Source organism: Clostridium sp. AM54-37XD, from assembly GCF_003478225.1.
Classification (GTDB): Bacteria; Bacillota; Clostridia; order Lachnospirales; family Lachnospiraceae; genus Coprococcus; species Coprococcus ammoniilyticus.
Map to the genome: position 1 here is coordinate 136,547 of NZ_QUEV01000008.1, position 13,495 is coordinate 150,041.

The following is a 13,495-nucleotide window of genomic DNA, read 5'->3' on the forward strand; positions in this document are numbered from 1 at the left end:
ATGTGATCAGGCTCTGTAAAAATAAAATTGAAATTATGAATGCAACAAAGAAAGGAAGGAAACAGTATGCTGGATATGAAAGAGCTCCTGGCATTCTCGGTTGAGGCAAAAGCGTCGGATGTACATATTGCCGTAGGCATACCACCAAAACTCAGAATCAATGGACGACTGACAGAAGTTGAAGTTCCTCCGCTTACACCGGCTGATGCGGCTGAAGCAATCGGAGCAACGATGAAAGAGAGACATGTAGCAATTTTAAAAGATAGAGGTGAGGTCGATTTCTCATTCGATTCACCAGAAACCGGTCGTTTCCGTGTAAACGTATATATGGATCGTGGTAATATGGCTGCGGCATACAGACGAGTAGAAACACAGATCCCAAGACCGGATCAGCTCGGTATTCCGAGAGAGGTTGTTGAATTATATAAGAGAAAAAGAGGTCTGGTACTTGTAACAGGACCTACCGGTTCCGGTAAATCAACAACACTTGCTTCTATTATTAATAAGGCAAATGAAAACCTGACCGATCATATCATTACACTGGAGGATCCTATCGAGTATATTCACCATCACAACAAGGCAATCGTTAATCAACGAGAAGTTGGTATGGATACACTCAGTTATGCGAATGCTCTTCGTGCAGCGCTCCGTGAAGATCCTGATATTATTCTTGTAGGAGAGATGCGAGATCTTGAAACGATTTCAACAGCGATCACTGCAGCCGAGACCGGACACCTGGTATTCTCGACTCTGCATACGATCGGTGCGGCAAGTACGATCGATCGTATTATCGATATCTTCCCGACAAACCAGCAGCAACAGGTACGAGTACAGCTTGCAATGGTACTGGAAGGTGTTATTTCCCAGTCACTGCTTCCGACAGCGAACGGACAGGGACGAGTTGCAGCATTTGAAGTAATGCTTGCATCACCGGCGATTCGGAGCCTGATACGAGAAGCGAAGACACATCAGATCCAGTCGACGATCCAGACCAGCAGACAGCTCGGAATGATCACAATGGATGATGCATTGTATGATCTGTTCTCGTCCGGCACGATCACCAGAGAGATGGCTATGACATATGCACAGGATCAGCAGTATCTCAGAAAGAAGATCAACGGACAATAAGATGTACAATCCTTTTGTGCAATTCTTACAAAAAAAACTGCAATCATAAGAAATTATTGAATGTGGTTGAGAAATATAGTAATATAACAAGTATAGTATATGTAAAAGTCCGTGAATTTACGTGCACTTTTAGCTGGTAATAGTAGAAAACTATTACAAAAAAGAAGAAATATGACAGGGTCGGAGGAGAAACAATGGCAGTATTTAACTACAAGGTTGTTGACAAAAATGGTAAGAATAAAAAAGGTACCATTGAGGCCCCGAACAGAGATGGAGCGGAGAAGAAGCTGAAGGCAGATGGTTATGCGATCATGAGCCTGACAGAGCAGAACAGTCCATTTTCAGGGGGTTTGATTAAGAAGAAGGTAAAATCAAAAGATTTGGCAGTCTTCTGTAAACAGTTTTCAGCAGTTATAAGAGCTGGTGTTACGATTATATCAGCACTGGAACTGATGGGAGACCAGATAGAAAACAAAACACTGCAGAGAGCAGTTATGGATGCAAAGACATATGTTGAAAAGGGTGGAACGCTTGCAGATGCACTTCGTGTAAACTCAGAGGTATTTCCACCGATCATGATCAACATGGTCGCAGCCGGAGAGTTATCCGGTAACTTGGAGGTCTGCCTCGACAGACTGACAGAGCACTTTGAAAAAGATAATGCGTTATCGGCGAAGATCAAGGGTGCGATGACATATCCTATCGTAGTATTCATCGTTATGATCATCGTAGTAATCGTGGTAATGGTAATGGTTATCCCTAACTTCTCAAGTATGTTTGCGGAGATGGGAACACAGCTTCCGCTGGCAACACGAATTATGGTAGCGGCAAGTAATTTCATTATACATAAGTGGTGGCTGCTGATCATCATCGTTGCAGCTATCGTTGTTGGCTGCAAGGCATTCAAGAGAAGTTCTGTTGGCGAACAGCTTTTCGCGAATATGGCGATCAAGATGCCGATTTTTGGTAACCTGACGATCAAGTCAGCATGTTCCAGATTTGCAAGAACAATGAGTACACTGATGGCATCCGGTATTTCCATGATCGATGCTGTTGAACAGGTGGCAAAGATGATGGATAACAAGATCATCCGCGATGGTCTGTTAGATGCCAAGACGCAGGTAGCAAAAGGTATTCCACTTTCCAAGCCATTAAAGGATATGGAAATGCTTCCCCCAATGCTTTCTGCCATGACAAAGATCGGTGAAGAAACCGGTGATATTGAGGAGATGCTCAGTAAGGTTGCTGACTACTACGATGAAGAAGTAGAAGAGGCAACAAACAAGCTGACAGCAGCGATGGAACCATTGATTATGGTAGTCCTTGCATGTATCGTAGGAATGATCGTTGCGGCTGTATACGGTCCTATCATGAGTATGTACAGTGCACTTGACCAGTACTAATACAAGTCCTATTACATATTATAGTATTGATTAGATCCGGCAGTACGAGGATGCTGGTTTTAATATAGCATCGAAAGATGCATCAACAAACAACAAAGAATATCAATTTAAAAGGAGAGAACAATTATGAAGAAGAACAACAAAGGTTTCTCATTAGTAGAGTTAATTATCGTAATCGCTATTATGGCAATTCTTGCAGGTGCTCTTGCACCAGCCCTTATCAAGTACATCAACAAGTCAAGAAGAAGTGCTGATATTTCAAATGCTGATACAATCCGTACAGCATGTCAGACAGCTATGTCAGATGAAGATGCAATGGTTGCAATCGGAACAGGCGTTACAGGCGCAAGCGTTTCAGACCTGAAGTCAAGCTACGGTGCATTCAGCACAGAGATCAGCAGCATTCTTGGTAACAGCACAATTACTTCAAAGTACTTCGACAAAGGAAATGAATTCACAGTTGATATCAATGTAGCTGGTAACACAGTTATCGTTAAAGCTGGTTCTCAGCAGGTTTCACCTCAGCCATAATAAAAGGCGGGCATAGTGAACAGATGTAAGGATCTGATGTTAAACAGATAATCATTACATCAGTCAGACATCAGAAGGGTGATGAATAAGTTGGTAAGAATCCTCGTTTTTCGATCTTGTTTGTCGCCCTTCAAAATTGTCTAACAACATGGAACGTCAACATGTATGAAAAATATGCATGTTGGCATCTCTTTCATGGTCACACGTTTTATATAAGCTTTATATAATAAGAAGAGATTTATATAACATACGAGTGACTATTTTGCAGTCAGCGGTTTTATATTGTTTGTGTCTGAAACGAATAAATGTAGAAAGAAGAAACGCGAATGACAACGGCATTGAACTAATGGCGGCAGCCGGCTTACAAAAAAGCTGGAAACTGAAAAATAGGCATGAAAGATGAACGGGTCAATCATCCGTGTGCTTATGATTAAAGGTGACAGATTGTTTACCTTTCAGCCTGTACATACAGGCATATTGTATTTTATTTTAAGTGGGGTGAACAGCTTGTAGGCTGGTACTCAGGCAATTGGAATATACATATTCCACAAAAAACTACTGATTAGCGAGGGAGGCTATTTAAAATGGCGAGTAATAACAAAGTCTTAACAATCGACATCACAAATGAAAGTATTACTATTACAGAAGTAACAGCTTCTGAAAAAAAGACTTCCACAGTTCATAATGCCATCATCTTCGAGACACCGGAAGATGCTTATGAAGATGGTTTCATTAGAGACAAGGAAAGAATTGCAGAGGCGATCAAATCACAGCTTGCTGCAAACGGAATCACTAACAAGAACGCAATATTCGTTCTTACCTCTACAAAGATCGTTAACAGAGAGGTTCTTGTACCTTTCGTTAAGGAAAACAAAATTAAAGGAATTATTAATGCGAACTCATCAGAGTATTTCCCTGTTAATATAGAGGATTACACAGTATCCCATTCTGTATTAGAGACAGTTACTGATGAAGAAAATAACAAACAGTTAAGAGTTCTTGCAGTTGCAGCACCAACCAGTATGGTTCGTTCATATTATGAAGTTGCAGCACTTGCAGGACTGAAGGTAGTTGCTCTTGATTACATTGGAAATGCCATGTTGCAGTTGATCAAAACACAGACCAGCGAGAACATGACGACTATGGTAATCCAGTTAGGTAGCGAATCTACTGTACTTAATATCGTAAAAGGAGATATCCTTCTGTTACAGAGAACTGTACCATATGGTACCAATGTTGTTGTAAATGAAGTAATGGATGCAAAGGGTGTTGATGCTACAACAGCAATGACATTACTCCAGAATGAAAGACTGATCACGGTTGATTTTGATGATAATGCGATCACAGGATCTTTCCGTTACCTGATCAACAACATTGGCCGTGTAATGGATTTCTTTGCATCAAAGAATCCTGATAAGCCGATCGATGATGTATTCCTGACAGGCGATGGCGCCCTGATCAAGGGAATTGATGGTCTTTTCAAGGTACAGCTCAATGTTTCAACAAGAGTTATGGACAGTTTATTCAATATCAAATTTGACCCAAAGATTGATTTGAAGATATATAATCCTGTATACCTTATGGTTCCAATCGGTGCTGCTTTTGCACCTATGGGATTCACAATTTCAGAAGGCGGAGCTTCCGGCAAGAAGGAAGGTCAGATGGATACAACTCCACTGGTAGTTGCATTCCTGATCCTGGCTGTGTTAGTGGCAGGCGGATTAACGGCTGTGTCATTTGTATTAAAGAATCAGGCACAGACAGAGCTGGATGATGTAAATAAGAAGATCGCTTCTATTCAGGATATTGAGACGATCGTAAAGGATTATGAAAATGCAGAAAGCGTTTATGTTGATGCCATGAGCATGTACAGCTACACAAAGAACTTGAATGAGAATGTTGTAACATTTATCACGGCTTTGGAAGAGAAGATGCCAAAGGGAACTGATATCACAGCATTTGAATCCGATTCAACAGGTGTTTCAATTTCAGGAACAGCAACAGAATATGATGATATTGCAGGACTTGCGATCAGCTTAAAAGAAATTGACTGTATTGATAACTCATTCATTGGAAGTATCACAGAAAATGTAGATGAAGACACAGGTAAAATAACATATGATTTCACAGTAACGTGTATCTATGTTGACGCATCAGCGGCAGATGCTGATACAACTGAAACAGATGCTACATTAGCTGAGTAAGGGAGGGCATAGAACATGGATGCAATGACAAAAGGACAAAGAAATTTATTATTATTTTTACTCGGTGTTGTTATTTTATTTGTGCCGATCAGATTTGTGGCATTAAGCAATTTTGATGACCGTAAAGAGCTTGTTTCAAAGAAGGATGAACAGCAGGTTTATTATAACAGCCTGAAAGCAAAAGATGTAAACAGAGATCAGTACATCAAGGATACAGAGAACTATAAGAAAGAATATGAAGCAATCCTTGCAGAATTCCCATCAGAGATCTATCAGGAAAATACAATCATGTATTTACAGGGGATCAAGGACGAATATAAGTTCCGTTTCACAGATGTATCAATGGGAGAGGAACAGCTCTTCTATACACTTGGAACCGGTGCTGTTGGTGATGCTACATTAGATGGTGCAGCAACAGGAACAGCTTCTACAGATGCAAATACTACAGCAGCTACAACAGCAGCTACAACAGAGACTGCAGCCGCTGGCACAGATGCTACTGCAGCAGTAGCAGGAGAAAATAATTTCAACTGCTATTCAGCAAGCTTCCCGGTTACATATTCAGGTTCTTATCAGTCTGTTAAAGATGTTGTTGATTACATCGAGAAGAGCGATTTCCGTATGACAGTTGACTCTATCTCAATCGCATTTGATGAGGAGACTGGTGATTACACAGGAGATATGTCATTCTCTGAATATGCTGTTACAGGTGGAGACAGAACCACAGATCAGGTTAACGTAAATGTTCAGACCGGTAAAGATAATATTTTCGGAAATCCAACCGTAAAGAGTAGTACGACAACTACAACTACAGATAGCAATCAGTAGGATGTAGACTTGCAACCCGTAGATTCGATTTGAACGGAGTGAGAAGTAAGAATGGCAAAGAATAATAACAAAGGCTTTAGCTTGATTGAAGTAATCATAGCTGTAGCAGTATTTGCTATATTAATTGCTCCCCTTACCGCCCAGTTGATTTCAGCGATCAATGTCAATACGAAGTCAACAAAGAAACAATATGCGATTGAAAAAGCTGAAGAGATCATGGAAAGCTTTAAAACTGCAAATATGAAAGGAAGTGCCATCAGTATCCCTGATGGCAATTCTACAGGTAATTATGAGTTTGGTCTGGATGATTCCCAGACACAGACTTATACCCTCCCGGAAAGTGCGGGAACTGTAGATTATCACATTAATACATATTCATGCAGTGGAATATCGCTCGGGGGAGAATACGAGAAGTATGATTGCACAGTAACTGTAAATGATATTGCGCATGCAGTTGCAACAAAGGGATATGTATGGGATGCCAATACAAATGACCTGAAGAAAGACGGTTCTGAGTATGTTCGCCTTACATCAGGTGTTGGTACAGTACGTAATCTTGATAACAAGCAGTCAGCGATCATTGCTGGAGCAACCTATATGGGAGCAACCAGTGGTATAGAAGGAAACAGTCTGGATAATCAGGCAGCGGCATATTTTAAAGATGTGAAAGTGGATATCTTAAAGGGAAATTCCGTTTTATATAATCAGTATCTGTCCGGTGCTACCTATCTGGATAATGATTCGTTCCAGAAAACAACCACGATTAAGGTTTCAAAGACTTTATCCGGTTATATGGTACAGTGTTTTGTAGAATATCAGGATAAACCATCGTTTAATCCTATCATTAAGGCATACACGAATGGAATTGCAAGCGATACCTATAAACCGGATGGAAAATACGGAGAAGGAATTGTATATCAGAAGGAATACAAGATACTTCCTCCAATCTATCTGTTATATGCACCTGCAGTATGTAATGGTGTATATTGTAATAATGATTATATCAGAGTTGAGACATCAGGACTTGATGATGATGAAAAAGCAAAGATCTACTTATTTGAAACAATTGCTTCAATTGATCCGAAATATGAGGAGATTATTTGCGATACACTTGGCGTAAGCAGTATTGACAGTCTGGTTTACCAGAGCACCAGTCATACAAGTTCGCCTTCTTCTGTTAAGGTATATGTGAACCGCACTGGTGATGATACCAAGGGAAAGATTGAGGCATATTCAAACTTCGGAACTGAGTATGATGAAACAGATACAACTGCTATTAAAGTTAAGAACACATCAGATGATACAAGTGATGAAACATACCTGTATGATATTCATGTTACATTGACAGACAGTAATGGCAATAAGACAGAAATATCAGGAACAAGGGGGAAATAAGAGATGCTGAAAAAGTTAAAAAACAAGCTTAAATTAGCGGATAACCGCGGCTCGAGTTTTGTCCTTGTTATTGTATCAGCAACTTTCTTAAGCATACTGGTGTCAGCATTGTTAATGGGAACTCTTTTGGCATATAAACTTCGTTTTTATAAGCTGAATTCCCTGAATAACTTTTACAGTGTTGAAAAAGCCATGGATGAGATATATGCCGGAATTGGTGCAGCGACAAATGAGCATTTGTATTCCGCGTATACGACAACGGCTGAGATTGTTGTGTATTACAAGGATGGTCAGTATAACAATCTGACAGAAGATGAAGCGAATGATCTGTTTAAGCAGTTCTTTATGCAGGGTATCAAATCAGATAAGACATTCAGCAATATGCCAACTCTGATCGAAACCTTAAAGGGCTATATTACAGATCCGGATGTATCACTTGCCTGTGACAATCTGAGAATTGTATTCAAGGATAAAGAAGGTCGTGAAAAGTACATCAAATATGTAGCTGGAAAGAATGGAAAAGTTACAGGTGTAGCAAGCGCCAATACGATCGATGAGAATAATATCGAAGAGATTACATTCAGAAATATTGGTGTAAAGCGTACGATTACATTAAGCAGCACAGATTCCGCAAGCGGAGCAATGGCACCTGGAACCTATGTACAGACGATCACAACCGATCTTGTATTAAAGAAACCGGAATATAATGTTTCTTTTGATATGGCAGGTGCAAACAGTGACAGCTTATATAATTATGCATTGCTTGCTGATATGGGACTTCAGGTATCCGGAACAGCAGCAGATACAGAAGTAAATATAAAGGGTAATATTTATACTGCTTCTGACTATTACAATAAAGATTATAACGGAAAAACAGATACAAAGGTAACAAATGAATACAGCCGTACAGTCGAAACCAAATGGGGATCAACAGATGAGAGTGCATATTCCGGTATCTTTGTACAGGGTGACAGAGCGAATCTGACACTGAACTCCGATATTATCGTTAACTCAGGATCTCTCGCAGCTTTTGATGGTGCGAAGATTAATCTTTCAGGACGTACATCCCTGTTATCAGAACTCTGGACCGATAACATCATCATCGGAGGTGATGAGGGCGGACAGATCAAAGCGGCAGCAAATGCTTATGTATATGATGATACAGAGCTGAATGCAGAGAAATCTGAGCTTACATTTACAAGAGGAACTTATTTTGGATACAGCTATACAGCAGATGACGTAAGAAGCATTAACCTTCTTCGTACATCCGGTAACCTTGCAACAGGATTCAAATTAAAATCACACTTCAGTGACAGTGCGATCATTGTCAATGGAAAGAATTCAACTCTGGATCTTTCAAGTCTGGAATCTCTGTATATTGCAGGTAAGTCCTATATCGAATTCTCCAAGATCGCAGCAAATACGATCACAGATGAGAAAGAAAGAAAAAACTTTGGTCTTACGAAAGATTCTGATTATGCATTCACAGCATTAAACGATTATTCAACCGGTCAGTCTCTTGATGTTAAGTCCAATCAGTTGATCTTCCTGACACAGTGGGATCTGTATGATAATACTGAGGTTGTGGATGAGAACGGTTATACACATGTAACATTAAAGTTCCCTAAGACATTTTCAAATGATGTCCAAATTAACAAGCTGTATACTGATTTCGTAAAACAGCTCACATCTAATAATTATATTGTAGAAGCAATCAAGGAGACAGTTTCCGGACATGATTATTATTATCTGTACATTCAGGATGGCGATAAAGATAAGGATGGAGTAAACGATGCTGAGGAGTTTGTAGAGAAGTATTATGATCTCTTAAACACAGGCATCGATGAAACGAAAAAGAAATTGTACAATGTTGCTAACTATGAAAATTTTGAAGTTAAATTACTTCTGCCAAGCAAAGATGGTGATGTGGATGGAAGCAAGATCAAAACAAGTGGAGCTGTAACTGCTCAGAACAGTGACAATTCATTATTTGTTAAGGCATCTGCAGATACATCTCTGCAGGTTGATACAGCATTAAAAAATGCAACAGGATCAAAGACATTCTCAGTGTTACTTGGTAATAAGGGTATTACAGAGAATAATAATACATTTGCAGATATTAAAAAGAATTCAGAGGCACTTGGTGATCAGACCACTCTTAGCAAAGAGGAGAAGGTCAGCAATCAGATCAATTATATGTATATCAATATGAAAGATCATCTGTCTGTAGTAGATAAAAAGGATGATACAGATACAGATGTTTCTGCATGGGAAGTGGCCGGATATACAAAGAACGGAAGTACATACACATACGCTCCGATCAAAGGATCTGACGGAAAGAACCTTGATACATTTGATTACAACTACAGTCTGACACCTCTTACCAAATATGTTGATTATGATAAGATCTTCTCCAAAAATCTTAGTATCAACAAGGTAGAGCCAGAGACAAATGCAGTTGTTATCATCAATGCAAATGATGTAACATTAAAATCCACAGCCGCTGATGGTGCTTTACAGGGTATCGTTATCTGTGGTGGTAATGTAACATTTGATAAGAGTGTAAAGTCATTCCGAGGAATGATCATATCAGGTGCAAAGATTATCTGTAACAGCAGCGTAGATATCTCAGCAGACGCATCCTTTACAGCAACTGTACTGGAAGAGTGTTCCAAGAGTGATGTAGAAGATCTGAGTCTGATCACAAGAGAGATCTTAAAGAACTATGTTAAAGTAGACGATAAAAACAATTCAGAGGTTTCTGGTTCAAGCTTATCAGACATCTCTTATAGCGACATTCTTGCATTCCAGAACTGGAAGAAGAATGTAGAGTAGGAGGGGTGAATATGATAAGAAAAATAAAAAATGATTCCGGATATTCCCTTGTTGAATTGATTATTGTTCTTGCTATCATCGCAGTTATGTCAGGACTTGCGGCAGTGTCGATTTCTTCGATACGGACAGCTCGTGCGACTTCATCAAAGGAGTCGTTCAATCAGGAATTGTCAACTCTGCAGTCCCTGACAAAAACACAGGAAAGCGATTGGGCAATGAAACTGGAAAAAGTAGATGGAAAATATAACCTGGTATATGGTAAGAGCAAGAATGGATCGGATTTCACAGAAGATACTTCAAAGGATCGTGAGATTCTGGATCGTGTAACGATTTACTATTCAAATAATGGTTCTTCCGCAGGAAGTGAAGTTTCATCTATGATCATTAAGTTTAATAAGTCAGATGGTTCTGTAAAAACCGGAAGTGGTGTATATACCTTTTATAAGGACGGATCCAATGATGCCGTTGGAAAGGTAACACTGAATCAGGCAACAGGCAGCCATTACACAGGATCATGAGGAGGGGTGAAGCGTGAAGAAAAATAATAATAAAGGTTTCACTTTCATTGAATTAGTACTGTACATTGGAATTTTAAGTGTGTTCATGGTTGCGGTAACCTCACTTGTTGGTACAGTGGTATCCTCCAATAGAAAGATGACAAATAGAAAGAAAATACAGAACGAAGCCGGTGAAACATATGATACCATATCAGATATGATCATGGGTGCGACTGATGTGAAGATATTGGGAAGCGCATATGTGGCTACTACATCAGCGGGCGTCACATCTTACAGCCCGGTTTCCGGAGTATTTATTGTTCCGGATGATACAGATACAAAGGGCAGCGGAGGTGAATTAATGTCTGCTGGTGGTATTGGAAGACGTACTGTTTATATCGAGAAAGCGGGTGGAGCTGGTCTTACACCAAAGGGTCCATGTTATGATATTGCAGATATGAAGTCGTTTGGTGATGTCACATCACCATCGACAGATGACACGACATATATTATTCCGGATGATTCTGGGAAGTTATATCTGAAAGTAGATTATGCATCTGCATTACAGAGTAACGGTGACAGTGTTATCACGACCTGTACGATCACATATGATAAGACCGAAAAAAAGCTTTATGTGTTTAAAACACCGCAATCAGATAGAATCACTGATGCAAGTGAAGCAGATGGCACTGTTCTTTGTAAGGATGTAAAGGATTTCAAATTACAGATCAATCCGGACGAGGACAGTATTGCAATTACACTGGAACTTGAAGATTCAACAACGGCGGCATCTTATAAGATAAATGGTGTTGTTGGCATTCGAAATTCATATGTGCTTAAAAAGCATACATGGGATTAAGGAGGAAAGAAATAGTGTTTAAGAACAGAAAAGTAGTATTATCATCTGTAGCGATAATATTTACACTTATAGTATGTGCTATATTCGTAAACTTTACGTTGGCTAATTCTGGAACTCCTGTTGAAAAAAGTGAAGCGGACACAAGTGGCAGTTCAACATTGGTGGGCAGCTCAAACATTGATCAGGCGATTCTTAACTCAAACGATTCCAGTCTGAAGAAGACAGGAGAGGATAAGTATCACATTGTTCAGATCCTTCCGGATGGTTTGGGATCTTATGCAACAGCAGATACATCAATGACAGAGATTGTGACTGCTTCCGGTTACTCAGGAAAGATCAGTGATGAAGCAGGATATAAAGGCACATCTGATCTGTGGAAATATGTATATGATGGAGAATACTTCAGATATGCAGTTTTCAATGGTTATAAGAATATTAAAGATGATATGGCACCGGGTGCAGTTCAGTTGACGACTAAAACAGTCAGTGATCTGAACGGCATGGGTACAGAGGCACAGGAAATACTTGCAAATGCGGATTTTATCTATATCGTTGCAACAACAGCAAATGATTATGCTGCAGGCGGTACAGATATCAGCGAGAGCTTATATAACTGGCTGGATGTATATGCAGGAAAGCATCCGATCATCTTTGATCGATATGCATTATGTACAGCGGAGCCTGAAAAGATCACAGGTAATAATGACCAGTATCGTATGGGATCTCTGGCATACAAATATGTAACAAAGACATTAAAGGGAAGAACAGATAATGTTCTCTGTGTAGAACCTGGTTTCTTCAATGTCCTTTATAAAGAAGCAAGTGGTAACAAGTCAGATCCAATGACAAATACCACAAAGACAATATCGGACTTTATTCTGACTGCTGAACGTTCTGCAACAGAAGGCGGAAAGGATTATATCAATAAGAACAGATATTATAAATGGTATACAGATGATAAGATGGAAAACTTCTTAAATAATAAGACCGATAAGGTCGATTCTGCATACGCAAAGATATCTGGAAATACACAGGGCATATCAGGTTCCAGACATGAATGGAAATTTGATAATGCAAATGTTCTGGTGATCACAGACGGTACATCAAACAGTATGTTCTCAGAACTGGCATCAAAGAATGATGCACCGCAGTGCTCTGCTGAAAATTATGTTTATAACAGCAAGAAACAGATATGGGAGTCAGTAGTAAAGGCTCCAAACAGCGACTTTACAAGTGATGCTTATGCCGGTAAGGGTTATAAGTTCGTTCCAAGTGGAGCAAATATCTATCAGATTCAGAGTAAGGATCTGTTAAATGCGGTTGACAGCTCAAAGGGAGCAAAGTATACAGCAAATGATCTTGCTAAGACTTATTTCCAGGATGTTGCTGCAAAGCAGATTACCGGTACGATCAAGTCTAAGGGAGATCTTGCAGGCTCTGTTGTTTATCTGGTTGTAACTCCAAAGGGAGAAGCAAGCAAACTGGCTGGTAATACAGATGGTACAGTTCTGGCATGTGAACTTACAACCGGTGAAGATGGAAATGGATCATATGATGAAGAGACAGGTATCTATACATATGAATATGGATTTCCTAAAGTAAATGCTGATTATGATTACAGTGTTCTTTTGGAGGCAACAGTGGATCCATCTTCATATGAAGACAATGGAGATGATTCTGATACATCAGGCGATAACGCAGGCACAGGCGATAACGCAGGTACAGGCGATAATTCCGGTACAGGTGATAATTCCGGTACAGGCGATAACGCAGGTACAGGCGATAATTCCGGCACAGGTGATAATGCAGGTACAA

The 13,495-nt window shown here is 39.7% G+C and carries 9 protein-coding genes and 1 pseudogene; all 10 read left to right on the forward strand.

Annotated features, from left to right (window positions below):
• The first annotated feature begins 66 nt into the window (after nucleotides 1–66).
• Nucleotides 67–1,128 carry a type IV pilus twitching motility protein PilT gene (locus tag DXA07_RS09200; protein WP_117785447.1) on the forward strand — a complete coding sequence of 354 codons (1,062 nt, stop codon included), beginning with the start codon at nucleotides 67–69 and terminating at the stop codon, nucleotides 1,126–1,128.
• 194 nt (nucleotides 1,129–1,322) lie between these two features.
• The gene (locus DXA07_RS09205) at nucleotides 1,323–2,531 is read left to right on the forward strand and encodes a type II secretion system F family protein (RefSeq protein ID WP_117807370.1); all 1,209 of its coding nucleotides are present in this window, start codon (nucleotides 1,323–1,325) and stop codon (nucleotides 2,529–2,531) included.
• 126 nt (nucleotides 2,532–2,657) lie between these two features.
• Nucleotides 2,658–3,062: a prepilin-type N-terminal cleavage/methylation domain-containing protein gene (locus tag DXA07_RS09210; protein WP_021943486.1), complete on the forward strand. Its 405-nt coding sequence runs from the start codon at nucleotides 2,658–2,660 to the stop codon at nucleotides 3,060–3,062.
• 584 nt (nucleotides 3,063–3,646) lie between these two features.
• Nucleotides 3,647–5,266 (forward strand): type IV pilus assembly protein PilM, encoded by a 1,620-nt coding sequence (gene pilM / locus DXA07_RS09215; RefSeq protein WP_117807371.1) that lies wholly within the window; start codon nucleotides 3,647–3,649, stop codon nucleotides 5,264–5,266.
• Nucleotides 5,267–5,281: 15 nt separating this feature from the next.
• Complete coding sequence (locus tag DXA07_RS09220; protein WP_117785446.1) at nucleotides 5,282–6,094, forward strand: hypothetical protein; 813 nt, start codon at nucleotides 5,282–5,284, stop codon at nucleotides 6,092–6,094.
• Nucleotides 6,095–6,145: 51 nt separating this feature from the next.
• Complete coding sequence (locus tag DXA07_RS09225) at nucleotides 6,146–7,489, forward strand: prepilin-type N-terminal cleavage/methylation domain-containing protein (protein ID WP_118484349.1); 1,344 nt, start codon at nucleotides 6,146–6,148, stop codon at nucleotides 7,487–7,489.
• Between the two features lie 3 nt (nucleotides 7,490–7,492).
• Nucleotides 7,493–10,324: a hypothetical protein gene (locus tag DXA07_RS09230; RefSeq protein ID WP_117807373.1), complete on the forward strand. Its 2,832-nt coding sequence runs from the start codon at nucleotides 7,493–7,495 to the stop codon at nucleotides 10,322–10,324.
• 11 nt (nucleotides 10,325–10,335) lie between these two features.
• Nucleotides 10,336–10,842, forward strand: a complete 507-nt coding sequence (locus DXA07_RS09235) for a prepilin-type N-terminal cleavage/methylation domain-containing protein (RefSeq protein ID WP_021943481.1) — start codon at nucleotides 10,336–10,338, stop codon at nucleotides 10,840–10,842.
• A 13-nt stretch (nucleotides 10,843–10,855) separates the two neighbouring features.
• Nucleotides 10,856–11,680, forward strand: coding sequence for a prepilin-type N-terminal cleavage/methylation domain-containing protein (locus DXA07_RS09240; RefSeq protein ID WP_021943480.1), 825 nt, complete (start codon nucleotides 10,856–10,858; stop codon nucleotides 11,678–11,680).
• Nucleotides 11,681–11,694: 14 nt separating this feature from the next.
• Nucleotides 11,695–13,495: pseudogene (locus DXA07_RS09245) on the forward strand (hypothetical protein); the annotation flags it as partial.

Coding starts and splice junctions, on each gene's coding strand:
- DXA07_RS09200 (WP_117785447.1), top strand. CDS start 67: ATGCTGGATATGAAAGAGCTCCTGGCATTCTCGGTTGAGGCAAAAGCG.
- DXA07_RS09205 (WP_117807370.1), top strand. CDS start 1,323: ATGGCAGTATTTAACTACAAGGTTGTTGACAAAAATGGTAAGAATAAA.
- DXA07_RS09210 (WP_021943486.1), top strand. CDS start 2,658: ATGAAGAAGAACAACAAAGGTTTCTCATTAGTAGAGTTAATTATCGTA.
- pilM (WP_117807371.1), top strand. CDS start 3,647: ATGGCGAGTAATAACAAAGTCTTAACAATCGACATCACAAATGAAAGT.
- DXA07_RS09220 (WP_117785446.1), top strand. CDS start 5,282: ATGGATGCAATGACAAAAGGACAAAGAAATTTATTATTATTTTTACTC.
- DXA07_RS09225 (WP_118484349.1), top strand. CDS start 6,146: ATGGCAAAGAATAATAACAAAGGCTTTAGCTTGATTGAAGTAATCATA.
- DXA07_RS09230 (WP_117807373.1), top strand. CDS start 7,493: ATGCTGAAAAAGTTAAAAAACAAGCTTAAATTAGCGGATAACCGCGGC.
- DXA07_RS09235 (WP_021943481.1), top strand. CDS start 10,336: ATGATAAGAAAAATAAAAAATGATTCCGGATATTCCCTTGTTGAATTG.